21 protein-coding genes are annotated in these 22,442 nt (G+C 70.5%); 4 read left to right on the top strand and 17 right to left on the bottom strand.

Features of this window, described 5'->3' with window-relative positions; genetic code table 11:
• Position 1: 1 nt before the first annotated feature.
• The 6 genes from cysD to ACOKM3_RS11790 form a co-directional block, all read right to left on the bottom strand.
• Positions 2–949 carry a sulfate adenylyltransferase subunit CysD gene (cysD, locus tag ACOKM3_RS11815; protein WP_426899676.1) on the bottom strand — a complete coding sequence of 316 codons (948 nt, stop codon included), beginning with the start codon at positions 947–949 and terminating at the stop codon, positions 2–4.
• Positions 946–1,512, bottom strand: coding sequence for an adenylyl-sulfate kinase (gene cysC, locus ACOKM3_RS11810; RefSeq protein WP_426899674.1), 567 nt, complete (start codon positions 1,510–1,512; stop codon positions 946–948). Before cysC ends, cysD begins: the two co-directional genes overlap by 4 nt.
• A 14-nt stretch (positions 1,513–1,526) precedes the next feature.
• On the bottom strand, positions 1,527–2,237 hold the full coding sequence (locus tag ACOKM3_RS11805; protein WP_426899672.1) for a phosphoadenylyl-sulfate reductase: 711 nt from the start codon (positions 2,235–2,237) through the stop codon (positions 1,527–1,529).
• Complete coding sequence (locus tag ACOKM3_RS11800; RefSeq protein WP_266715153.1) at positions 2,234–2,413, bottom strand: hypothetical protein; 180 nt, start codon at positions 2,411–2,413, stop codon at positions 2,234–2,236. Before ACOKM3_RS11800 ends, ACOKM3_RS11805 begins: the two co-directional genes overlap by 4 nt.
• Complete coding sequence (locus ACOKM3_RS11795; protein WP_426899669.1) at positions 2,410–4,107, bottom strand: nitrite/sulfite reductase; 1,698 nt, start codon at positions 4,105–4,107, stop codon at positions 2,410–2,412. Before ACOKM3_RS11795 ends, ACOKM3_RS11800 begins: the two co-directional genes overlap by 4 nt.
• A gap of 354 nt (positions 4,108–4,461) precedes the next feature.
• The gene (locus ACOKM3_RS11790) at positions 4,462–5,049 is read right to left on the bottom strand and encodes a GNAT family N-acetyltransferase (RefSeq protein WP_426899667.1); all 588 of its coding nucleotides are present in this window, start codon (positions 5,047–5,049) and stop codon (positions 4,462–4,464) included.
• Between the two features lie 124 nt (positions 5,050–5,173).
• Between ACOKM3_RS11790 and ACOKM3_RS11785 the strand changes: the two genes are divergently transcribed.
• Positions 5,174–6,205 (top strand): M36 family metallopeptidase, encoded by a 1,032-nt coding sequence (locus ACOKM3_RS11785; RefSeq protein WP_426899665.1) that lies wholly within the window; start codon positions 5,174–5,176, stop codon positions 6,203–6,205.
• A gap of 25 nt (positions 6,206–6,230) precedes the next feature.
• On the opposite strand, the gene ACOKM3_RS11780 is transcribed toward ACOKM3_RS11785, so the two are convergent.
• From ACOKM3_RS11780 to ACOKM3_RS11745, 8 genes are all read right to left on the bottom strand, one after another.
• Positions 6,231–8,321: an MMPL family transporter gene (locus ACOKM3_RS11780; protein WP_426899663.1), complete on the bottom strand. Its 2,091-nt coding sequence runs from the start codon at positions 8,319–8,321 to the stop codon at positions 6,231–6,233.
• A 170-nt stretch (positions 8,322–8,491) separates the two neighbouring features.
• A complete protein-coding gene (locus tag ACOKM3_RS11775; protein ID WP_426906769.1) occupies positions 8,492–8,980 on the bottom strand; it encodes a MarR family winged helix-turn-helix transcriptional regulator in 489 nt (162 codons plus the stop codon).
• Positions 8,981–9,059: 79 nt separating this feature from the next.
• The gene (locus tag ACOKM3_RS11770; protein ID WP_426899661.1) at positions 9,060–9,722 is read right to left on the bottom strand and encodes a DUF1266 domain-containing protein; all 663 of its coding nucleotides are present in this window, start codon (positions 9,720–9,722) and stop codon (positions 9,060–9,062) included.
• Between the two features lie 57 nt (positions 9,723–9,779).
• Positions 9,780–10,754, bottom strand: a complete 975-nt coding sequence (locus tag ACOKM3_RS11765; RefSeq protein WP_426899659.1) for a 4-hydroxythreonine-4-phosphate dehydrogenase PdxA — start codon at positions 10,752–10,754, stop codon at positions 9,780–9,782.
• Entirely contained in the window at positions 10,751–12,280 is a 1,530-nt protein-coding gene (locus tag ACOKM3_RS11760; RefSeq protein WP_426899657.1) for a tripartite tricarboxylate transporter permease, read from the bottom strand. The genes ACOKM3_RS11765 and ACOKM3_RS11760 overlap by 4 nt, the downstream gene beginning before the upstream one ends.
• A complete protein-coding gene (locus ACOKM3_RS11755; RefSeq protein WP_426899655.1) occupies positions 12,277–12,810 on the bottom strand; it encodes a tripartite tricarboxylate transporter TctB family protein in 534 nt (177 codons plus the stop codon). The genes ACOKM3_RS11760 and ACOKM3_RS11755 overlap by 4 nt, the downstream gene beginning before the upstream one ends.
• Positions 12,807–13,781, bottom strand: coding sequence for a tripartite tricarboxylate transporter substrate binding protein (locus ACOKM3_RS11750; RefSeq protein ID WP_426899653.1), 975 nt, complete (start codon positions 13,779–13,781; stop codon positions 12,807–12,809). Before ACOKM3_RS11750 ends, ACOKM3_RS11755 begins: the two co-directional genes overlap by 4 nt.
• Positions 13,782–13,916: 135 nt before the next feature.
• Positions 13,917–14,648, bottom strand: coding sequence for a GntR family transcriptional regulator (locus ACOKM3_RS11745; RefSeq protein WP_426899651.1), 732 nt, complete (start codon positions 14,646–14,648; stop codon positions 13,917–13,919).
• A 112-nt stretch (positions 14,649–14,760) separates the two neighbouring features.
• On the opposite strand from ACOKM3_RS11745, the gene ACOKM3_RS11740 reads away from it, so the two are divergent.
• A complete protein-coding gene (locus ACOKM3_RS11740) occupies positions 14,761–15,705 on the top strand; it encodes a sugar phosphate isomerase/epimerase family protein (protein ID WP_426899649.1) in 945 nt (314 codons plus the stop codon).
• A gap of 51 nt (positions 15,706–15,756) precedes the next feature.
• Here the strand turns inward: ACOKM3_RS11740 and ACOKM3_RS11735 are convergent, their stop codons facing one another.
• Positions 15,757–16,956 (bottom strand): IS110 family RNA-guided transposase, encoded by a 1,200-nt coding sequence (locus ACOKM3_RS11735; protein ID WP_426899647.1) that lies wholly within the window; start codon positions 16,954–16,956, stop codon positions 15,757–15,759.
• A gap of 227 nt (positions 16,957–17,183) precedes the next feature.
• Here ACOKM3_RS11735 and ACOKM3_RS11730 point away from each other — a divergent pair, with 227 nt between their 5' ends.
• Positions 17,184–17,909 (top strand): triose-phosphate isomerase, encoded by a 726-nt coding sequence (locus ACOKM3_RS11730; protein WP_426899645.1) that lies wholly within the window; start codon positions 17,184–17,186, stop codon positions 17,907–17,909.
• A gap of 64 nt (positions 17,910–17,973) precedes the next feature.
• Here the strand turns inward: ACOKM3_RS11730 and ACOKM3_RS11725 are convergent, their stop codons facing one another.
• Together ACOKM3_RS11725 and ACOKM3_RS11720 are read right to left on the bottom strand one after the other, a co-directional pair.
• A complete protein-coding gene (locus ACOKM3_RS11725; RefSeq protein WP_426899643.1) occupies positions 17,974–19,263 on the bottom strand; it encodes a helix-turn-helix domain-containing protein in 1,290 nt (429 codons plus the stop codon).
• A 270-nt stretch (positions 19,264–19,533) separates the two neighbouring features.
• A complete protein-coding gene (locus ACOKM3_RS11720; RefSeq protein ID WP_426899640.1) occupies positions 19,534–21,168 on the bottom strand; it encodes an acyl-CoA dehydrogenase family protein in 1,635 nt (544 codons plus the stop codon).
• 90 nt (positions 21,169–21,258) lie between these two features.
• Here ACOKM3_RS11720 and ACOKM3_RS11715 point away from each other — a divergent pair, with 90 nt between their 5' ends.
• Positions 21,259–22,416: a YihY/virulence factor BrkB family protein gene (locus tag ACOKM3_RS11715; protein WP_426899638.1), complete on the top strand. Its 1,158-nt coding sequence runs from the start codon at positions 21,259–21,261 to the stop codon at positions 22,414–22,416.
• Positions 22,417–22,442: the final 26 nt, after the last annotated feature.

Genomic DNA, 22,442 nt, shown 5'->3' with positions numbered 1-22,442 from the left:
TCTAGAAGTACCCTTCGCGCTTGCGGTCTTCCATCGCGGCCTCGGACATCTTGTCGTCGGCGCGGGTGGCGCCCCGCTCGGTGAGCCGGGACACGGCGATCTCGGCGATGACCTTGTCGATGGTCGTGGCGTCGGAGTCGACGGCGCCGGTGCAGGACATGTCGCCGACGGTGCGGTAGCGGACCTGCCGCGTCTCGACCGTCTCGTCGTCCTTCGGGCCGCCCCAGTCGCCGGCGGTCAGCCACATGCCGCTGCGCTTGAAGACCGGGCGCTCGTGCGCGTAGTAGATCTGCGGCAGTTCGATGTTCTCGCGGGCGATGTACTGCCACACGTCCAGCTCGGTCCAGTTGGACAGCGGGAACACGCGGACGTGCTCGCCGGGCGCGTGCCGGCCGTTGTAGAGCTGCCACAGTTCGGGGCGCTGGCGGCGCGGGTCCCACTGGGAGAACTCGTCGCGCAGGGAGAACACGCGCTCCTTGGCGCGGGCCTTCTCCTCGTCGCGGCGGCCGCCGCCGAAGACGGCGTCGAACTTCTCCTGCTGGATCTTCTCGGTCAGCGGCACCGTCTGGAGCGGGTTACGGGTCCCGTCCGGACGCTCGCGCAGCTTGCCGGCGTCGATGTACTCCTGCACGGACGCGACGTGGAGGCGCAGCCCGTGCTTCTCGACGGTGCGGTCGCGGTACTCGATGACCTCGGGGAAGTTGTGCCCGGTGTCCACGTGCAGCAGCGAGAAGGGAATCGCGGCCGGGGCGAACGCCTTCAGCGCCAGGTGCAGCATGACGATGGAGTCCTTGCCGCCGGAGAAGAGAATCACCGGCCGCTCGAACTCGCCCGCCACCTCGCGGAAGATGTGCACCGCCTCGGACTCAAGGGCGTCCAAGTGGCTCAGCGCGTAAGGGCTGTCGGTCTCCTCGGAGCCCTCGGAGACGGAAGAAGCTACGGTCGTCATGCGGCGAGACCCCTCTCGGTGAGCAGCGCACGGAGCGCTGCCGCGGACTCCTGCACGGTCTGGTTCTGCGACTCGATGCGCAGGTCGGGCGATTCGGGTGCCTCGTACGGGTCGTCGACCCCGGTAAGGCCGGACAGCTCACCTGCCGCCTGCTTGGCGTACAGGCCCTTCACATCGCGTACGGAGCACACGTCCACGGGCGTGGCCACGTGCACCTCCAGGTATCCGGTGCCGCCGGTCTGGTGGCGCTTGCGGACGGCCTCGCGGCTGTCCGCGTACGGCGCGATGACCGGGACGAGCACCAACACGCCGTTACGGGCGAGGAGTTCGGCGAGGTAGCCGATGCGCTGCACGTTCGTGTGCCGGTCCTCCCGGCTGAAGCCGAGGCCCGCCGTGAGGTATTCGCGGATCTCGTCGCCGTCCAGCACCTCGACCTTGCGGCCCTCGGCGCGCAGCGTGTTCGCCAGCTCGTACGCGATGGTGGTCTTGCCGGCGGACGGCAGACCCGTGAGCCAGATCGTGGCTCCGGTCACTTGGTTCTCCAAAGTCCGTGTTTCGTTCATGAGTTCAGGCCCGGTCAGCCGTGCAGTCCGCACTCGGTCTTGGCCTGGCCCGCCCACCGTCCGGCGCGCGCGTCCTCGCCCTCGAGGAGGCGGCGGGTGCACGGGGCGCAGCCCACGGAGCCGTAGCCGTCCATCAGGAGCGGGTTGGTGAGCACGCCGTGCTCGGCGACGTAGGCGTCGACGTCGTCCTGCGTCCAGCGGGCGATCGGCGAGACCTTGACCTTCTGCCGCTTCTCGTCCCAGCCGACGACCGGGGTGTTGGCGCGGGTCGGGGACTCGTCGCGGCGCAGGCCCGTGGCCCATGCGGAGTAGTTGGCAAGCCCCTCTTCCAGGGGCTTGACCTTGCGCATGGCGCAGCACAGGTCGGGGTTGCGGTCGTGCAGTTTCGGGCCGAACTCGGCGTCCTGCTCGGCGACCGTCTGCCGCGGGGTGAGCGTGATGACGTTGACGTCCATCACGGCCTCGACGGCGTCCCGCGTGCCGATCGTCTCCTCGAAGTGGTAGCCGGTGTCGAGGAACACGACGTCCACACCGGGCATCGCACGGGAGGCGAGGTGGGCGACGACCGCGTCCTCCATGGACGAGGTCACGCAGAACTTCTTGCCGAAGGTCTTCGCCGCCCACTGGAGGATCTCCAGCGGAGTGGCGTCCTCCAGGTCGCGCCCGGCCTGTTCGGCGAGCGCCTTCAACTCATCTGTGTCCGTGGGGGCTTGAGCCGTCGTCATATCTGTTCCCCTCCACCGTCGTTGCGCTGAACCCCGCGGGCGAGGAGCCCGCGGAACTTCAACGTGAAGGCTCGGTTGCAGGCCGCGCATTCCCAGGCGCCGTGACCTTCTTCGCTCGGACGAAGGTCCTCGTCGCCGCAGTACGGGCAGAAGAACGGGGCCGCGCGCTCGCTCACGACAGGGCCTCCGCACTCGCACGAGCGGCCCAGGTCGCGAAGCGCTCGCCGTCCTCGCGCTCCGCCTCGAAGTTCCTGACCACGCGCTCGATGTAGTCGGGCAGCTCGGCCGAGGTGACCTTCAGGCCACGCACCTTGCGGCCGAACCCGGCCTCCAGGCCGAGCGCGCCGCCGAGGTGCACCTGGTAGCCCTCGACCTGCTCGCCGTTCTTGTCGAGCATCAGCTGGCCCTTGAGACCGATGTCCGCGACCTGGATACGGGCGCAGGCGTTCGGGCAGCCGTTGAGGTTGATGGTGAGCGGCTCGTCGAAGTCCGGGAGGCGCTTCTCCAGCTCGTCGATCAGCTGCGAACCGCGGGCCTTGGTCTCGACGATGGCGAGCTTGCAGAACTCGATGCCGGTGCAGGCCATCGTGCCGCGCCGGAACGGCGAGGGCTTGACCTGGAAGTCCAGCGCCTCGAGCCCGGCGACCAGCGAGTCGATCTGGTCCTCGGCGACGTCGAGGATGATCATCTTCTGCTCGACGGTGGTCCGCAGCCGGTCCGAGCCGTGCGCGCCCGCCAGTTCGGCGATCTTGGTGAGCGTGGTGCCGTCCACCCGGCCGACGCGCGGCGCGAACCCGACGTAGAAGCGGCCGTCCCGCTGCTTGTGCACGCCGATGTGGTCGCGCCACCGGTGCGAGGGCTCCTCGGGCGCCGGTCCTTCGACCAGCTTCCGCTTCAGGTACTCGTCCTCAAGGACCTGGCGGAACTTCTCGGCGCCCCAGTCGGCCATCAGGAACTTCAGACGGGCGCGGTTGCGCAGGCGGCGGTAGCCGTAGTCACGGAAGATGCCGACGACGCCGGCCCAGACGTCGGCGACCTCGTCCAGCGGCACCCACGCGCCGAGGCGCTGCGCCAGCTTGGGGTTGGTGGACAGGCCGCCACCGACCCACAGGTCGAAGCCGGGCCCGTGCTCCGGGTGGTTGACGCCGACGAAGGCCACGTCGTTGATCTCGTGGACCACATCCTGGACAGGAGAGCCGGAGATCGCGGTCTTGAACTTGCGCGGCAGGTTGGAGAATTCCTTGTTGCCGATGTACCGCTCGTGGATCTCGTCCACGGCGGGCGTGCCGTCGATGATCTCGTCGGCGGCGATGCCGGCCACCGGGGAGCCGATGATCACGCGCGGGCAGTCGCCGCAGGCCTCGGTCGTGGACAGGCCCACGGCCTCCAGCTTGTCCCAGATCGCCGGGACGTCCTCGATGCGGATCCAGTGCAGCTGGATGTTCTGCCGGTCGGTGATGTCGGCGGTGCCGCGCGCGTACTGCTCGGAGACCTCGCCGATCGCGCGCAGCTGCGGCACGGTCAGCCGGCCGCCGTCCACGCGGACCCGCAGCATGAAGTACTCGTCGTCCAGCTCCTCCGGCTCCAGGACGGCCGTCTTGCCGCCGTCGATGCCGGGCTTGCGCTGGGTGTAAAGACCCCACCAGCGCATGCGTCCGCGCAGGTCCTGGGGGTCGATGGAGTCGAAACCGCGCTTGGAGTAGATCGTCTCAATACGTGTCCGTACATTGAGACCGTCGTCATCCTTCTTGAACTGCTCGTTGCCGTTGAGCGGAGTGAAGTGACCCACGGCCCACTGGCCCTCGCCACGGTGACGGCTCACCTTGCGGCGGGGCGTGACGGGGGTAGGCGTATCCGGGGTGGCAGCCATGGAGATGTGTCCTTCAGGCAGGCTTAGGGCGGCTCTGACCTGCGCACTTCGCGGCAAAGGCGCGGCGGTGCGCAAGAGGTCAGGTGTGACGAGGATTCGGCGAAGCTGGAGAGATCAGCGCGCCGGACAGATGGCGCTGGACATGCGGCCGAAGTCGACGTGACGTCGACTCACCAAGGCGGTTCCAGCTGTAGACATGACGAAAGCGTGTCACGGGACTTTGGGCCCGGTCCACCATTGTCCGCAATCTGGACGAGATCGTCTCGAATCGCGGACGACAGTGGCGTCGGTCACAGCGGTGCGGGCCTGCTCGACGGGAACTCGACGGGCACTCGACGGGCAGGCGTGGCGCGCTCAGACGGCGGGAAAGGCCCCCGGCCACGGGCCCGCGGTCGGAAGGTCCGGCTCCTCTTCGGTCGCCGTGTGGAACAGCTTGAACCCGCGCCGCTCGTAGTTCGCCATCGCGTGCTCGCCGTCCTTGCTGCAGGTGTGCAGCCACACCCGCTTCGTCGGCGCCCGATCCGGCCACCGCTCGGCGAGATCCCACGCGCGCGCGACCGCGTACGACAGGAGGTGGCCGCCGATCCGGCGCCCGCGGAACGCCGGGATCAGGCCGAAGTAGACGACCTCCACCACGCCGTCGTCCTGCGCGTCCAGCTCCACGTACCCGGCGGGCGTCCCCTTCTCGTACGCGACCCAGGTCTCGGCACCCGGACGCGACAGCTGCTCCTGCCACTGCGCGTAGGTCCAGCCGAGCCGGTCGAGCCAGCGGATGTCGCTGCCCACGGACGCGTACAGGAACCGGCTGAACTCGGGGGAGGGGACCTCGGAGCGGACGATGCGGACGTCGTCGCCCTCCGGCGGCGTCGCGGGGCGCAGGTCGGAGGGAGCGGTCTGCTCCAGCGACCACGTGGTGACGGTGAGGGTGTTGCTGCTGCTCATGCGGCTCATCGGATCACGGCCGACGCCCTATGGCCAGGGCTGCCCGGGATGCGGGAAGATCCGGCAGCGCGCAACAGCGCCACCCCCCGCGCCATCCGTACCAGCCCGACCGGAGGTTGTACCGATGTCACGTCGTTCGTCCCGTGGTGCGCTCGCCGCGGCCACCCTCACCGTCGCCCTCGCCACGCTCGCGACCCCCGCACTCGCCGCGCCCGCGACGGCGGGGGCCCGGATCTTCATGGTCAACCCGGTCCAGTCCTCGGGCGACCAGTCCCTGACCGACGCCAAGGACTCCGCGACGGCGGTCCCGGCCGGACAGTACGCGACGGCGGCGCTGCGCAACCTCGACGGCAGCGGGGGACTGTCCGGAAAGTGGGCGGCCATCAGATCCGAGACCGGCGCCGCGGCGAAGGTCGCCGACGCCGGGACGTACACCCGCCACGACGACCAGTTCGAGCAGGTGATGGCCTACTTCTGGGTCAACGAGGCGCAGGAGTACCTCCAGTCCCTCGGCTTCGGCAGCGAACTCCCCGGCGCCAACGACCGCGCCCAGCCCGTCCGCATCAACCAGTGGGGCGCCGACAACTCGTTCTTCACCGACAAGAAGGCCGAGATCCGCTTCGGCAAGGGCGGCGTCGACGACGCGGAGGACGCGGAGGTCGTCGTCCACGAGTACGGGCACGCCGTGCACAATGCCCAAGTCCCCGGATTCGGCGCCTCGTTGGAGGCGGGATCGATCGGTGAGGCGTTCGGCGACTACCTCGCCGTGGAGGTCGGCGCCGCCGCCGACGCCAAGTACGGCTGGCCGCGCAGGACGGACCTGGCGTGCGTCGCCGACTGGGACTCCGTCTCGTACACCTCGTCAACTCCCCACTGCCTGCGCCGCGTCGACACCGACAAGACGTACGCGGACCGGGTGGGGGAGGTGCACGCCGACGGCGAGATCTGGTCGCGCGCCCTGTACGACATCCGCCGCGCCCTCGGCGCCCGCACGGCCGACCGGATCATCGTGAACGCCCAGTTCGCCTTCGCCCCCGACACCAGCTTCTCGGCGGCGGCGAAGTCGACGGTCACGACGGCGCGGGAGATGTACGGCGCCGGGGCGGAGACGGCGGTGCGCAAGGCCTTCGCGGACCGGGGGATCCCCGGAATCTAGGCCCTGCGCACCTGGTCCGGACGTCTCAGTCCGTGTCGCGGTCGCGGCCGAGGCGCCCGGGCCACCACGACTTCGGGCCGATGTCCCGGACCAGTGCGGGCACCAGCAGCGACCGTACGACCAGGGTGTCCAGCAGGACGCCGAAGGCCACGATGAACGCGATCTGCACCAGGAAGGCGAGCGGGATCACGCCGAGCGCGGCGAACGTCGCGGCCAGCACGACACCGGCCGACGTGATCACGCCGCCCGTCGCGACGAGCGCCCGCAGGATCCCGTCCCGCACCCCGTGCTCCAGGGACTCCTCGCGGGCCCTCGACATCAGGAAGATGTTGTAGTCCACGCCGAGCGCGACCAGGAACACGAACCCGTAAAGCGGCACGGACGCGTCGGTGCCGCTGAAGCCGAGGACGTGCTCGAAGACGAGCGCCGAAATGCCCAGCGTCGCCACGAAGTTGAGCGCCACCGTCGCCACCAGAAGCAGCGGCATCATCAGGGACCGCAGCAGCCCGATGAGGATCACCAGGATGATGGCGAGGACCACGGGAACGATCAGCGTCCGGTCGCGTTCGGCGGTGTGCTGGGTGTCGTACTGCTGCGCGGTGTAGCCGCCGACGAGGGCGTCCGCGCCGTCGACGGAGTGCAGCGCCGTACGGAGCCCGACGACCGTCTCCTTGGCCGCGTCGCTGTCCGCCGGGTCCTTCAGCGTCACGTCGACGCGCACCTTGCCGTCCACGACGCGGGGGGAGCCGCCGCCCGGCCGTCCCTGCTCGGTGAGGACGGCCGCGCTCGCGACGCCGTCGACCTTCTCGGCACGCGAGACGACCGCGTCCCGGTGTCCGGCGTCCGCGATCACCACGGCAGGGTTCCCGGAGCCGCCCGGGAAGTGCTCGGCCAGCGTGGCCTGCGCGGCGACCGAGGGCGCGTCGTTGACGAAGATCTCGTCGAGCGGCACACCCTTGGAGTCGAGGGTGGGAGCGAAGGCCGCGCACGCCAGCAGGCCGACGAGGGCGATCGCCCAGATCCTGCGCGGCGCCCGCTCCACCGCCCGCGCGACGCGCCGCCACAGGCCGTGCCCGGCGCCCGAGCCGTTGTCGGTGCGCACCTTCGCGGGCCAGTACGCGGCGCCGCCCAGGAGGACGAGCGCGGCCGGCAGGAATGTGAGGGTGCTCAGGACGGCGCAGCCGATGCCGATGGCGCCGACCGGGCCGAGCGCCCGGTTGTTGGTGAGATCGCTCAGCAGCAGGGCCAGCAGGCCGAGGGCGACGGTGGCGGCGCTGGCCACGATCGCCCCGGAGGAGCGGCGCAGCGCGGCCCGCATCGCGGCGAACCGGTCGGTGCCCGAGGCGAGTTCCTCGCGGTAGCGGGCGGTGAGCAGCAGCGCGTAGTCCGTCGCGGCGCCGATGACCAGGATCGACAGGATGCCCTGCACCTGCCCGTCGACGCGTACGACGTCGTGGTCGGCCAGGGCGTAGACGACGGCGCAGGCGGCGCCGAGGGCGAGCACCGCCCCGATGATGATCACGAACGGGAGCAGGACGCTGCGGTAGACCAGGATCAGGATCACCAGGACCGCCACGAGGGCGACCGACAGGAGCAGCCCGTCGATCCCGGCGAAGGCATCGGACAGGTCGGCCTGGCTCGCCGCGGGGCCCGCGACGGCGACCGTCGTGCCCGGCACCTTCGACGCCGCGGACTCGACCGCGTCGAGCGTCGGCGCGAGCTGGTCCCCCAGGTCGGGGCGGAGCTGCACGACCCCCTGAAGGGCCTCGCGGTCGTCCGACGGCAGGGCGGGCGACACCTGTCCCACGACGCCGGGCTCGCCCTTCAATGTGGCCAACGCGCGTGTGGCGGCGGCCTGTTGACGGTCGGCTATCCGGCCCCCGCCGTCGGCGGTCCACACGACCACCGCGGGGAGCGTCTCGTCCTCGCTGAAGGCGCGCTGCGCGTCGATCACGCGCGTGGACTCGGCGCCCTGCGGCAGGAAGGCCGCCTGGTCGTTGGTGGCGACCTCGCCGAGTTTCCCGGCGTACGGACCGAGCGTGCCGCCGATGGCGAGCCAGCCGAAGAGCAGGACGATCGGCACGAGCCAGCGGGCGCGTCGGTGGGTGCGGGGCATGGTTCTCCCAAGGAAGGCGTCCGGACAATCTCAATCGGAAAGTATCTCAATGATTGAGTTAACCGGAATGGTGGCATACGCCGTTCCTTCTCCTGGAGCCGGGCCCGCGGATGCGGGTGGACGCGGTCGAAAGGATCTGGGTTCGAGGGCCGCCTGGGCCCGAGGACCACCTAGGCCCGAGGGCTCTCGACCGCGGCGAGCTCCTCGTTGAGCGAGCCCAGGAAACGGATCACCACGTCCAGTTCCGCCGGGCTGAAGTCGCCGCGCACCCGGTCGGTCGCCTCGGCGAGGGGCCCGAAGTACTTGCGCGCCCGTGCCTGCGCCCCCGGGACGTACTGGAGGTGCACCACGCGCCGGTCCTGGCTCTCCCGTACCCGCCGCAGATGACCGGCGCGTTCGAGCCGGTCCACGCAGGCGCTCACCGCGCCGGACGTCAGGCCGAGGCGGCGGCGCAGCACGCTCGGGGTGACGGGCTCCGCGGAGTCCAGGACGACGGCGAGCGCCTGCACGTCCGTGGGGTGCAGGCTCTGGCCGGTGGCGAAGCCGTGCACCACCCGCGTGAGTTCCCCGTTGAGGCGGCGCAGCTCCACCGCGAGGTGCCGCAGATCCGCCTGCGCGGGCGCGGCCCCTTCGGCGGCTTTCTCGGCCCGTCCACCCACGCCCACCACTGCGTTCCCTTCGCGTGGGACGGCGCCCGCTCGGCGCCGCCCGCTCGATCCTGTACGAGGGTGCGCCAGCTTACTCGGGCCGCCCCGGCGCGCCTGACGTGCGGCTTCGGTCGGCGGGCCGGTCGGGGTGGCGGATGACGTCCAGCGGCGCCCGGTACCACGGGCTCTTGCGGTTCGCCGGGTCGAGCAGGGACTTCACGTGCGCGTCGGCGACGTCCCGCGGGGCGAGCAGCGATTCGGAGGGCGTCCCCTGCGCGCCTTCGTGCCAGACCGAGAGGCCGAGGAGGTAGTGGTCGCCGTACTCCTCCCATGTGTTGTACGTGCCCGCCACCTTCGGCACCACGTTCTTCAGCAGGTTCCACGCGTCCGCCTCGGACAGCAGCCCCGCGGCGAAGCCGCACCGCGCGATGTCCGCGTACAGGGCGATGTCCCAGGCCAGCGGCGCCACGCCGACCCGGGCGCGGGCCTGCTCCCGGAACCCCGACCGTGCCAGCACCCCGAGCCGCGCGAGCAGCTCTTCCCGCGTGCCGGTCTCCCACTGCCCGGCCAGCCGGCGCCGCGCCTTGTCGTCGTCGATGCGGGTGAACGGATAGAGCGTGGTGCGCGAGGCGTCCTTGCCCGGACGCACGGGTGCGCTCAGGGACACCATCCACAGCTGGTGCAGGCTGAGAGGCGTGCGGTAGCGCCGCTCCGCCTTGGGTCTGATGCGCGGGACACGTTCGAACATGGACATGCCGCCGGAGCGTACCGAACCAATCTGAGCCCCTGGGGCGGGCCTCTCAAGCCCCGCTCAGCGCCGCGCCAACCGCACCGCCAACTCGAACGCGTTCCGGATCGACCCCGTGTTCGAGGCCCCCCGACCGACCAGGTCGAACGCAGTGCCATGCGCCGGCGTACAGATCGGAATCGGCAGCCCACCCGCGATGGTCACCCCACCGTCGAAGCCCATCAGCTTCATCGCGATCTGCCCCTGGTCGTGGTACATCGTCAGCACCCCGTCGAACTCCCCGGCCCGCGCCTTCAGAAAGATCGTGTCGGAGGGGAACGGCCCGCTCAGGTCGAGCCCACCCTCGCGCAGGTCGCGAATCGCGGGCGCGATGATGTCCAGCTCATGACGGCCGAAGCGCCCGTTCTCACCCGCGTGCGGATTCAGCGCGCACACCCCGATGCGCGGCGCCCCGACCCCCGCGCCCCGCAGCACCCGGTCCAGGAGCCGCCCCGCCTCCGTCACCCGCTCGTGCGTGACCCCGGCGTCGACCTCGGCGATGGAGACGTGCGAGGTGACGCGCGCGGTCCACAGACCGGGCACCACGTTCAGCTCGGAGGTGAAGGAGTCGACGCCCAACTCCTCCTCGAACCACCGCAGTTCATCGCTCTGTGTCATCCCGGCCAGATGCAGCGAGGACTTGTTGAGCGGAGCGAAAAGCATCGCGCTGACCTCGCCCGCCCGCGCCAGGTCGAGCCCGGTCTTCAGCCGGCCGAGCGCCCAGCGCCCGCCCTCCGCCGTCGCCGCCTTGCGCTGGAAGCCGCCGCGCGGACGCTCGGGCGCGGGGCCGGGGTGCAGCAACTCCCGTGCCCAGCCCAGGTCCACGCCCGCGTCCTCGCCCGCCGAGCGCAGCTCCTCCTCGTCGGCGAGGAGCACGAGGTCCGCGGCCGAGCGGGTCCTCGGATCGTCGAGCAACCGGGCCACCAGCTCAGGTCCGATCCCGGCCGGATCGCCGAACGTCACGGCCACACGCGGGAGTTCAGAGGTCTGCGTACTCATGAAGTCTTCTCCGGAGTCTTGGGTTCGGGTGCCGTGGTGGCCTCGGGGACGGTACGTGCGCGGCGCAGCCCGCGGGTCAGCGGCGGCCCGGCCACCAGCACCACGGCGAGCGCCAGGATCGTCACCGCGGCCGGGCTGTGCAGGATGAGCAGGGAGTTCTCGCCCGACAGCGCCGACGTCTGCACCAGCGCCTTCTCGAACAGCGGGCCGATGACGAGGCCGAGGACGAGCGGCGCCACGGGGAAGTTCAGCCGCTTCATCGCATAGCCGACGAGCCCGAAGAACAGCACGATCCAGATGCTGAACATGCTGTTCTTCACCGAGTACGCGCCGATCAGCGAGGTCACGATGATCAGCGGGTACAGGAACGCGTAGCGCACGCGCAGGAGTTGGGCGAAGACCGGCGCGAGCGGCAGGTTGAGGATGAGGAGCAGAAGGTTGCCGATGAAGAAGGAGACCAGCAGGCCCCACACCAGCTCCGGCTGGTTCTCGAAGAGCAGCGGGCCCGGCTGAATTCCGTAGACGAGGAACGCGCCGAGCAGCACCGCCGTCGTCGCGCCGCCGGGGACACCGAGGACGAGGGTCGGCACGAAGTTGGCGTTGGACGCGGAGTTCGTGGCCGCGTCCGGGGCGACGACGCCCTCGATGGCGCCCGTGCCGAGCTTCTTGCGGTTGCGGGAGAACCGCTTCTCCGCCCCGTACGCCATGAACGAGGCGAGCGTCGTGCCCGCGCCCGGCAGACAGCCGAGCAGAAAGCCGAGGACCGTGCCGCGCGCGGTCGGGGCCGCCGCCCGCTTCAGGTCCTCCTTCGTCAGGAGCAGATCGCGGAAGCGGGCCCGGATCGGCTCGGCCATGCCGATGTGCAGCTGGTTGAGCAGCTCGCCGATCGCGAACAGACCGATCATGACCTCGACGAACGGGATGCCGCCGAAGAGGTCGATCTGACCGAACGTGTAGCGGGGCGTGCCGCTGCCGCCGTCCACGCCGACGCAGCCGATGAGCACACCGGTGAGGCCGAGCGCCATGCCGAGCAGCAGATTGCGGCCAGAGAAGACGACGATCGTGCACAGGCCGAGGATCATCACGGCGAGCATTTCGGGCGGCCCGAAGTCGAGCGCCAGATTCGCGAAGAACGGGGCCACCGCCATCAGCGCGACCAGCGACACCATCGCCGAGACGAACGCGCCGAGCGCCGAGATCGCGAGCGCCGGCCCGGCTCTCCCGGCCCGTGCCATGCGATAGCCGTCGAGGGTGCTGACCACCGACGACGCCTCCCCGGGCGTCGCGATGAGGATCGCGGTGATCGTCGCCCCGAACTGGGCGCCGTGATAGATCCCCGCCAGCATGATCAGCGCGGTGAGCGGCGAGAAGGTGAGCGTGACGGGGATGAGGATCGCGACACCCGTCGCCGATCCCAGGCCCGGCAGAATGCCGATCACGGTGCCGAGCAGCACGCCGACGAAGCACCACAGCACGTTCTCCGGGCTGAGCGCCGCGCCGAATCCGGTGACGAGATGGTCGATCACAGCTGGCTCCAGACGGCGGGGTCGAAGAGACCGAACGGCAGCGGAATGCTGAGAATCGTGATGAACAACAGGTACGAGACCGCGAACACGAGCACCGCCACGAGCACACTGCGCGCGAGCGGCTGCCGCTCCACGACTGCCGTGAGGAACAAGGTCATCAGGGTCAGTGCGGGCAGCAGCCCGAGGAACGGCACGAGCAGCGCGGTGACCACCATCGTCACCACGACCACGATCAGCTTCGAGCGGACCCGCCGCGCCTCCTCGGCGCCGACCTCGGCCGCCTCCTCGACGTGCCCGTCGCCCTCCAACACCGAACCCGTACGCAGTTCTTGACGCACCAGCAGCAGTCCGAGGACGGCGAGCAGCAGGCCCGCCGTGCGCGGCATCACGCCGGCGCCGATGGTGCCGTCCTCCGGCTGGGTCCACGGATAGGCGAAGGAGCCCGCGAAGAACAGGGCGCCGAGCGCGGTCAGCGTGCCGTACGCGATGAGGACGGGGCGGCGCGCCCGCGCGGGGGTAGGGGTCGTCACTTGAGGTCCTCCTTCACCTGCGCGTCGTACTTCTTGAGGTACGCGGCGAACGCCGGGCCGCTGCGGTGGGCGGGCGTGAGCATGTCGGTCTTCAGGTACTCGTGGTACGCCTTCGACTTCATGGCCCGCTCCAGCGACCTGATCCAGTACCTGCGCTGTACGTCGTCGATCCCGGCGGGCGCGAACACCCCGCGCCACAGGGTGACTTGGGCGTCCATGCCCTGCTCATCGGCCGTCGGCACCTTGCCGAGGACCGGGTCGTCGTAGCGCTTCGCGGTCATGGTGCACAGCGCCTTCAAGTCACCGCTCTGCAGATACGGCTTCGCCGATGAGGCGCTGGAGGGCGCGATGTCGATCTGCTTGCCGAGCAGCCCGGTCAGTACCTCACCGGTCGAGCCGTAGGGCACGACGCCGAACTTCCCGCCCTGCTTCTTGAACTTCCCGATCACCAGCGCGTCCGCGCCCGTCTTGCCGCTCGACCCGGTGACGACACGCTTCTCGCGCGCGGCCCGCACCACGTCCGGGCAGGTCTTGTACGGGGAGTCCTTGCGGGCCACGACGATGCGGGAGTCCTCCGCGAACATCATCAGCGGCGTGAACGACTTGTACGTGAACGGCACGTCATAGACGAGCGGGAGCGTGTTGAGGGCGCCCTCCGCGACGAGCAGCGCGTTCCCGTTGCCCTCCTCCGCGAGGAAACCGGCCCAGCCGACGGCGCCCGAACCACCCTCCTTGTTCTCGACGTTGACGTGGTAGCCGCCGTCGAGCTCGTTGAGTCCCTGGGCCATCACGCGCGCCGAGCGGTCGCTGCCCCCACCCGGCGCGAACGCGACGAGCGCGGACACCGAACCGCGCGGATGCCAGTCCTTCGGCACCTCGGGGGTGGCGTCGAGCAAGGTGCACGAGGTGAGTGCGGTGACCAGTGCCGTGGCTCCGGCGAGACGGCGTGCCGCACGCAGTGGTGACGTCATCGTCAACCTTCCTGCGGATCCGAGATCCTATGGGATATGGCCGTGACCGTAGGTGCGCCGAAGGAGCCATGACAAGAGGCGTGCGTGAATTGCCGCCGCGCGGACGGAAGTTGACCTCTGAAACCCGCCTAGGTGTTACGCGTCATCGAGCGAGCGCCGCTCGACACCCTCCAGGTGCGTGCGCATCGCGCGGGCCGGCGCCTCGGGGTCGCCGGACTCGAAGGCGGCGAGGATCGCGGTGTGCTCGGCGATGGCCTGGTCGATGTCGAACGTGCCGTGGTCGACGGTCTGCCGCATCCGGTGCACGTGCGCGCTCAGCGACTCGGCCATCGCCGTCATGAACCGGTTCTGGGCCGCCTGGATGATCAGCAGGTGGAACTCCCAGTCGGCGGCGAAGTACTCGCGCAGATCGGAGTTGTCGGTGGTGGCGCCGTGCTCCTGGCCGCCGCCGCGCAACTTGCGCACGCGGTGCGCGGCGAGCACATGCCGGGCGTGCGCGGCCCGCAGCTCTGGCACCAGGTCATCGGCGTGCGCGAGGGCCCGCTCCACCGCGCCGAGCTCCAACATGATGCGGGCGTCGAAGAGTTCGGTGACCTGCTCGGGGGAGAGCGGCGGCGCCACCTTGTACCCCTTGAGCGCGACCCGGTTGACCAGGCCCGTGTGCTCCATCTGAACGAGGGCCTCGCGTACGGGAGTCGGCGAAACCCCCAGCTCGCGGGCGAGCGAGTCGATGCCGAGCGAGGAGCCGGGCGGCGTCGAGCCGTCGAGCAGCTTCTCCAGGATCGCGTCGTAGACCCCGTCGCGCAGCGCACGGCGTGCCACGAGCGGGGAGTTGGGGCTCTGCGGGTGCGTGCTCTTCGGGCTCATCTCGCCGTCCAGGTTATCCGAGGGGGAGTGCGGACAGTCTGTCGGGGACAGAATAGATCCTATAGGGTCTACGATTCAGTGAGGACCGTTCAGGCCGACGAGGGAGTCGCCCATGCCGCCCACCGTCCACCGCGCTTCGCCCCGCACTTCCCGCGACTGGCCCATCGGTGCCGCCCTCCTCCAATTCCCCGACGCCCACAACGCGCCTACGAAACACTGGTGTTCTGTACTCAACGAAGTGGCGGGCGAGGGCTTCGACCACGTCGACCTCACCGACAGCTGGGTGCGCCCCGGCGACCTCGACGCAGACCGCAGAGCCGAACTGTCCCGCGCTCTCAAGGAGTCGGGCCTCGGCGTCACCGCGATCTCGGCGATCCGCCGCAGCGTCATCGACCCCGACGAGGACGCGGCCCGCGCGCACCTCGCGTACCTCCTGCGCACGGTCGACGCGGCGGCCGGCCTCGGCACGGGCGTCGTATCGGTGGGCCTGCACCGGGAATTGACGCAGACTCAGCAGGACGCACTCTGGTTCTGGCACGAACAGGGCGCCACCGACCCGATCGGCGACTTCCGCACCTGGGAACTCGCGGTCACCCGCCTGCGCGAACTCGGCGAACGCGCCGCCCAGCACGGGATACGCCTGTCCCTGGAGATGTACGAGGACACCTACCTCGGCACGGCCGACAGCGCGGTCTCCCTCGTCACCGACATCGATCTCCCGAATGTCGGCCTCAACCCCGACATCGGCAACCTCGTCCGCCTGCACCGCCCCGTCGAGGACTGGCAGTCCATGCTGCGCAAGACCCTCCCGCACACCAACTACTGGCACATCAAGAACTACTACCGCGACCACGACCTCGCCACCGGCGCCTACTTCACCCACCCCGCCCCCTGCGAAGGCGGCCTGATCGACTACCGGCGCGCCCTCGCCATGGCCCTCGAGTGCGGCTTCGACGGCCCGATCTGCGTCGAGCACTACGGCGGCGACGGCCTGGGCGTCTCGGCCGCCAACCGCGACTACCTGCGACGTGTGCTGCGCGCCCGCCTAGGGGAGTGATCCGGGGGCATGGAACCCGTACGAGCAGGAGGACGCTGCCTAATGCTGTTGTCAAGCCACGAGACGAAGAGGCGGCCGGGCTCGGTAGGGCTGGCGGTCGCGCAGGATCGCGTAGAGGACGTTCACCTTGCGTCGGGCCAGGGCGATCAGGGCCTGATGATGTCGTTTGCCCTCGGCTCGTTTGCGGTCGTAGAAGGTTCGCGAGGCGGGATCGCGCCGGATCGAGCAGAACGCGGCCTGGTAGAAGACCCGCTTGAGGGCCTTGTCGCCGCCGGTCGCGCGGCGCGAGTAGCGCACCTTTCCCGACTGGGAGAGGACCGGGGCCAGACCCGCGGCCGCGGCCAGCGCGTCGCCCCCGGTGAAGCGGTGGATGTCGCCGACTGCGGCGAGGAACTCGGCGCTGAGTGCGGCCCCCATCCCCGGCAGGCTCTGGATGAGGGCCCCGTCAGGGTGGACGTCGACCAGGCCGGCGATCTCGGTCTCGATCTGCTTCAACCGGTTTTTGCCCGCGAGGAGTTCGGCGGCGAGCTCACGGATGAGCATCGCGGTGCGTCGCTCGCCCACCACGGTGGTGGGCTGGGCGAGGGCCGCTGTGTGCGCGGCGTCGGCCAGCGTCTGCGCAGTGGGTTGCTTGACGCCGCGTCGGCGCAGGTAGTCGGCGATGCGGGCGGCTCCGGCCCGGCGGATCTCGGCCGGGGTGACGTAGTGGCTGAGGAGGATCAGGCTGGATTTGCGGGTCGGGTCGGTGGCGCGTTCCAGGCCGGGATGGATGCCGGTGAGCAGGTCGCGCAGCCTCGCGGTGCGGGCGGTGGCGTCCTTGACCAGCGTGGTGCGATGGGAGACCAACAGCCGCAGCTCCACGGTGGTTTCCTCGGGCAGTTCGACGATCCGCAGGTCATCGCGGAGCATGACCTGCTCGGCAATGACCTTGGCGTCGCGCGGATCGGACTTGTTCTCGCCGCCGCGGGTCGCTCGGCGGGCCCGATTGACCGCGAGGCCGGGCACGTGCACGCAGGTGAAGCCCTCGGCCAGCAGCATCGCGGCGAGCAGGCCGGCGATGCCGCCGAGGATGTCCAGCCCGATGGTTACGGTGCCGTGTTCGGCCTCGATGACGTGCAGTTCGCTGATCGAGTGCTCGATTGCCTCGGGTGTGTTGTCGACCCGGTGGCTGAGCAACGCACGGCCCCGGTCGTCGAGGGCCGTAAGCCAGTGGAACTCCTTGGCGATGTCGTACCCGGCGGTGCTGGACACAGTGTTCCTCCCCTGGTCGGACGACGTGCGGCGCACCTCCTTCCGCCTGTCCTCGCCCTACCAAGCGATGGTCCGCAGAGCCTAATCAGCAGTCCGGAAGAAGTGGCGGGGCAGGGGGATCAGCGTCCCGAGCCATCAAGGGCAGCCAGCATGAAAACCATCCCTGCCCCACCCGCGCAGTCCCAGGGTCGCGACCTACTGGGACGCACTCAAGAAGGTAGGACCGCATGAGCCGCTGGATCGGGACCAGCTTCAAGATGACCAAGACCCGTTCCGAGGCCGCGAGTTACGCGGCGCGCGTGCGGGCCGCGGTCGGCGACGGCATCGACGGCGTGCAGCCCTTCCTGATCCCCTCGGCGACCGCCGTCTCCGTCGTCGCCGACACCCTCGGCCCCCGCTCGCCCGTCCTGACCGGCGTGCAGAACGCCCACTGGGACGACGCGGGTGCCTGGACCGGCGAGATCTCGGTGCCGCAGGCCGCCGACGCGGGCGCCCGGCTCGTCGAGATCGGGCACTCGGAGCGGCGCGCCCACTTCGCCGAGACCGACGAGACGGTCCGCCTCAAGACGGCCGCGGCCCTGCGCCACGGCCTCACCCCGCTGGTCTGCGTCGGCGAGGACGCCGCGGCCAGGGACGCGGGGCGCGGCGCCGACGTCGTACGCGCGCAGGCGGAGGCGGCCCTCGAAGGCCAGTCGGACCCGGGAGCGGTGCTGCTCGCCTACGAACCGGTCTGGGCGATCGGCGAAAGGGGCCGGCCGCCCCGCCCCGAGGAGATCGCCCCCGCCCTCGCGGCCCTCGCCGAACTCCCGGCGCGCGCCGTGCTGTACGGGGGATCGGTCGACCTGGGAAACGCGCCGTGGTTGCTTGAACTGCCGGGTGTGCAGGGGTTGTTCGTGGGGAGGGCGGCTTGGGATGTGGATGCGTTTTTGAAGTTGCTCGGCCTGGGACTGTGACGGCTGACGACGCAGGAGTGGTGCTTCGGCGTCACAGTCCCAAGCAGTCCCAAGGCCTCCAACCTCAGAACCGGCCCGCCTCCCGCGCCGCCACGACCGCCGGCGCGACCGAGTGCGGAAGCAGGTCCCGCGGGTCCTTCGGCAGCACCACGTCCACGTCCGCGTCGTCCGCGAAGCGGTACGGGCGGTGCGCGAGGAGGGCGCCGAGGTAGCGGCGGACGCGGGACATCTCGGCCCGGACCGTCACCGTACGGGTCCGGTCGCCGAACAGGTCGTCGGCCAGCGCGGAGGCGCTGCGGCCCGTCGGGTGCAGCGCCAGGACGTACAGCAACTCGGCGTGCCGCGGGCTCAGTTCATGGGTCCAGGTGGCCGCTGCCCCGGACACCTCGAGGGACCAGCGGCGCGGGCGGCTCACGTCGAGCGCGATACGGGTCGCGCCGAGCGGCCGCGGCGTCTCGTCCACCATCAGGAGCCAGCCCCCGGGCAGCGGCGTCACATTGCAGGCGCCGAGCGTCGGGACCCAGCAGCAGCCCTCCGCAAGGGACTTGGGCAGCGCCACCCGGTCCACCGCCGGCATCCCGGTGACCGCCGCCGTCCAGCCGAACGGGTCCACCGCGAGCGCCCGCCCGCTCATCCGGGCGAGGACCGGCGCGGCGACCGAACGCAGCCGCTCGAGGCTCCCCTGCAACTGTTCGCGCAGCCGGGCCTCGGCGAGCTGCGCCACCGAGTGCACCCACGACAGCGTCGCCGGATGCATCGTGTCCATCGGCCCGCTGATGTCCACGACGCCGAGCACCCGCCCGTCGCGCGGGTCCGTGATCGGGGCGCCCGTGCATATCCATGGGTGCTGCGACTGCACGAAGTGCTCGGCGGAGAAGACCTGTACGGGACGGCGGGCCACCAGCGGCGTGCCTATGCCGTTCGTCCCGACGACGTCCTCCGCCCAGTGCGCCCCCAGCTCAAAACCGAGTTTGTCGGCCATGCGCAGGACTCCGGGGTGTCCCTCGCGCCACATGATCCGGCCCTCGGCGTTGCTGATCACCATGATGTGCTGCGCCGCGTCGGCCACCGTCACCAGTGCCTCGCGCAGCATGGGGAGGAGCGGGAGGAGGGGTGAGGCCTGCCGCTTCTCCTCCAGTTCCTCCGCGGTGAGCAGCCCCGCCCGGACGTCGTGGTCCGGGTCGACGCCGTCCCGCAGCATCCGCCGCCAGGAGTCGCCGATCACCGGTCGGGGGCGTACCCGCGGCCGCTGCCCCGAGAGCGTGGCGTCGCGCACCCCCTTGAGCAGGCGGGACGAGTGCGCCACGTCCATGGCGGACAACCGTGCGAGGTCGATCGTCGAATCCTTGTTCATGCGGGGAACCTCGGTTGTGGGGAGTTGCGTCCATCCTGCCCTGAGAACCCGCGCGGGCGTGGGCCTTCCCGAGGAACGTTGCAACCCCCTGCAACCCTGGTGAACAACCGTGCGGAGTTTGAAGATGGGGACGACGCCGCTGATGCGGCGTCCGAGCTCCTCTAGGGGCCCTGATGAGTGGGGATGGTGCCGTGTCGGCGCAGCACCATCCCCGCGTCGGTTCCCGGACCTCGTCATCAGCGTCCGGACATCGCGTCGGACTCCAGGCGTTCAGATCTGGGGGCGGGCCCGTTCCGCCAGTGCCGTCAGGTCCAGCGTGTGCGGCAGCGTTCCGAAGCCCGTGCCCCTGTCGCCCCCGAACCGCGCCGCGCAGAACGCGTCCGACACGTCGTCGGGCCCGAACCGCGCGAGCAGCGAACCCTGGAGCACCAGCGCGATCCGCTCCGCGATCCGGCGCGCCCGTGCCTCGATGCCGTCCAGGTCGCCGAGTTCGGTCAGCAGGTCCTTCACCGCCGCGTCGAGCCGGTGATCGGCGCCGCGCGCCTTGCCGATCTCGATCAGGAACGCGTTGAGCGCCTGCGGCTCCCGCTGCAACGCCCGCAGGACGTCCAGGGCCTGTACGTTGCCCGCGCCCTCCCAGATCGAGTTCAGCGGTGACTCGCGCAGCAGCCTCGGCATGCCGGACTCCTCCACGTACCCGTTGCCGCCGAGGCATTCGAGGGCCTCCGCGACCAGCGGCGTACAGCGCTTCGTCACCCAGTACTTGGCCGCGGGCACCGCGATCCGCAGGAAGGCCCGCTCCTGCTCGCCCCCGTCCTCGTACGCCGCCGCGAGCCGCAGCGCGAGCGTCGTCGCCGCCTCCGACTCCAGGGCAAGATCCGCCGTGACGTTGCTCATCAGCGGCTGGTCGGCCAGCTTCGCGCCGAACGCCTCGCGGTACGCGCAGTGGTGGGTCGCCTGCGCCACCGCCTGCCGCATCAGGGCCGCGGAACCGAGCACGCAGTCGAGCCGGGTCGCCGACACCATCTCGATGATGGTGCCTACCCCGCGCCCCTCCTCACCGACCCGGCGCGCCCACGTCCCGTCGAACTCGACCTCGGCCGACGCGTTGGACCGGTTGCCCAGCTTGTCCTTCAGGCGCTGGAGGGCGAACGGATTGCGGGTCCCGTCCTCCAGGACGCGCGGCACGAGGAAACAGGTGAGGCCGGCACCTGTCTGCGCCAGGACCAGGAATCCGTCCGACATCGGCGCGCTGCAGAACCATTTGTGGCCGGTGAGCGTGTACGTCCCGTCCTCGGACAGGGGTACGGCCCTCGTCGAATTGGCCCGTACGTCGCTGCCGCCCTGCTTCTCCGTCATCGCCATGCCGAAGAGCGCTCCGGCCTTCTGCCCCGCGGGGCGCAGCCCGGAATCGTAGACCGGGGACGTCAGCAGAGGCTCCCACACGGCGGCGAGGTCCGGCTCCGCGCGCAGCGCGGGCACCGCCGCGTGCGTCATCGACAGCGGGCACAGGTGTCCCGCCTCCACCTGCGACCACACCAGGAACGCGGCGGCGCGCCGCAGATGACCTCCCGGCCGCGTCCACGCCGACGTCAGTCCCGCCGACACACCCTTGCCCAGGAGCCGGTGCCACGCGGGATGGAACTCCACCTCGTCGATCCGGTGGCCGTAGCGGTCGTGGGTGCGAAGGCCTGGCGGGTTCTCGTTCGCGAGCCGGCCCCACTCCTGTGCCTGCGCCGACCCCGCGGTGCGGCCGAGAAGTGTGAGGTCCGCGAGGGTCTCGTCCAGAAGTCCCGGGTCCAGATGCCGCTTCAGGCCCTGCGTGAGGGCCGCGTCGGCGGAGAAGACGTCGTATCCGACGAGCGGAGGGACCTGGTTGGTGACGGTATGCGTGCTGCCTGCCATGTCTGTCGAACCTACCCGCGCCACCGCAAACCCCACCACAGGCCGGGCCTGACGTCGGACGCCGTCCCTCCTGGCGGATACCGTTGAGGGGTGCAGCCAGCAAGTGAATCCCCCGAACCGCCGTCCGGACGTCTGCACCGGGTGCGCGTCTTGTATCACAACGTCTCGAAACGGAAGACGACCTGGCTGCTCCTGAAGGACACCGTCAACTCGTGCATGGAGTACCGCATCCTGGGCCTCGCGGCCGAGGCGGCGTTCTTCACGCTCCTGTCGGTGCCTCCGCTGCTGCTGTCCCTGGTGGGTCTGCTCGCGTACGTCGACACCTGGACCGGCGCCGACACCATCGCGGGCGTTCGCGACAACATCCTGGAGGCGTCCCGCACGGTCCTCACGGACCAGGGCGTGAAGGAGATCGCGGAACCGATTCTGGACGACGTCATCAAGGGCGGCAGGCCCGACGTCATCTCCATCGGCTTCCTGCTCTCGCTCTGGTCGGGCTCGCGCGCGGTGTCGACGTTCGTGGACACGGTGACCGTGATGTACGGCCTCGACGGCGTCCGCGGCATCGTGAAGACGCGGCTGCTCGCCTTTCTGCTCTTCCTGGTGGGGCTCGTCGTCGGCGCGATAGCGCTGCCGCTGATGATCGCGGGCCCGGACGCGGTGATCGGGCTCGTGCCCTGGTCCCAGTCCCTCGTCCAGATCTTCTACTGGCCCGTGGTCCTGGTCCTGTCCATCGCGTTCCTCACGACGCTGTACCACGTGTCCGTGCCGGTGCGCTCGCCGTGGATCGAGGACGTGCCGGGGGCCCTCGTGGCGCTCGCGATGTGGATCCCCGGCAGCTTCCTGCTGCGCCTCTACCTCACCAACACCATCGAGGGCCCGACCATCTACGGCTCCCTCGCCGCGCCGGTCGCCGTGCTGCTGTGGATCGGTGTCTCGGCGTTCGCGGTGCTCGTGGGCGCCGCGGTGAACGCCGCGATCGACCGGGTGTGGCCGTCGGTCGCGACGGCGGCGGCGCGCGCCGCGAACGAGCGGGTGCGCAGGGCGGCCGCCACCGAGCAGTTGGCGCGGGCGGCCGCGCTGGGCTTCCCCGACGACGACGAGGACCTGGACGAAGGCGACGACCCGGGCATGCCGTCCGAGTTCCCGGAGCGCTGGTCGAAGTTCCTGCCCCCGGAGGACGTCACGTCCCGCCTGCGCACGCACGCCCGCAAGAACGGTGACGGGTCGGAGGACGAGGAGGACTGACGCCATCGGGCGGATGGGCCGGCTAC

This window comes from Streptomyces nidicola (assembly GCF_050106155.1).
Classification (GTDB): domain Bacteria; phylum Actinomycetota; class Actinomycetes; order Streptomycetales; family Streptomycetaceae; genus Streptomyces.
Note: the sequence above shows the minus strand (reverse complement) of the source record. Positions and strands in the feature narration are given on the sequence as shown.

What these genes read in the sequence shown, in the direction of transcription:
- cysD (WP_426899676.1), bottom strand. Translation starts at nt 949, where the DNA reads ATGACGACCGTAGCTTCTTCCGTCTCCGAGGGCTCCGAGGAGACCGAC.
- cysC (WP_426899674.1), bottom strand. Translation starts at nt 1,512, where the DNA reads ATGAACGAAACACGGACTTTGGAGAACCAAGTGACCGGAGCCACGATC.
- ACOKM3_RS11805 (WP_426899672.1), bottom strand. Translation starts at nt 2,237, where the DNA reads ATGACGACGGCTCAAGCCCCCACGGACACAGATGAGTTGAAGGCGCTC.
- ACOKM3_RS11795 (WP_426899669.1), bottom strand. Translation starts at nt 4,107, where the DNA reads ATGGCTGCCACCCCGGATACGCCTACCCCCGTCACGCCCCGCCGCAAG.
- ACOKM3_RS11790 (WP_426899667.1), bottom strand. Translation starts at nt 5,049, where the DNA reads ATGAGCAGCAGCAACACCCTCACCGTCACCACGTGGTCGCTGGAGCAG.
- ACOKM3_RS11785 (WP_426899665.1), top strand. Translation starts at nt 5,174, where the DNA reads ATGTCACGTCGTTCGTCCCGTGGTGCGCTCGCCGCGGCCACCCTCACC.
- ACOKM3_RS11780 (WP_426899663.1), bottom strand. Translation starts at nt 8,321, where the DNA reads ATGCCCCGCACCCACCGACGCGCCCGCTGGCTCGTGCCGATCGTCCTG.
- ACOKM3_RS11770 (WP_426899661.1), bottom strand. Translation starts at nt 9,722, where the DNA reads ATGTCCATGTTCGAACGTGTCCCGCGCATCAGACCCAAGGCGGAGCGG.
- ACOKM3_RS11765 (WP_426899659.1), bottom strand. Translation starts at nt 10,754, where the DNA reads ATGAGTACGCAGACCTCTGAACTCCCGCGTGTGGCCGTGACGTTCGGC.
- ACOKM3_RS11750 (WP_426899653.1), bottom strand. Translation starts at nt 13,781, where the DNA reads ATGACGTCACCACTGCGTGCGGCACGCCGTCTCGCCGGAGCCACGGCA.
- ACOKM3_RS11745 (WP_426899651.1), bottom strand. Translation starts at nt 14,648, where the DNA reads ATGAGCCCGAAGAGCACGCACCCGCAGAGCCCCAACTCCCCGCTCGTG.
- ACOKM3_RS11740 (WP_426899649.1), top strand. Translation starts at nt 14,761, where the DNA reads ATGCCGCCCACCGTCCACCGCGCTTCGCCCCGCACTTCCCGCGACTGG.
- ACOKM3_RS11730 (WP_426899645.1), top strand. Translation starts at nt 17,184, where the DNA reads ATGAGCCGCTGGATCGGGACCAGCTTCAAGATGACCAAGACCCGTTCC.
- ACOKM3_RS11725 (WP_426899643.1), bottom strand. Translation starts at nt 19,263, where the DNA reads ATGAACAAGGATTCGACGATCGACCTCGCACGGTTGTCCGCCATGGAC.
- ACOKM3_RS11720 (WP_426899640.1), bottom strand. Translation starts at nt 21,168, where the DNA reads ATGGCAGGCAGCACGCATACCGTCACCAACCAGGTCCCTCCGCTCGTC.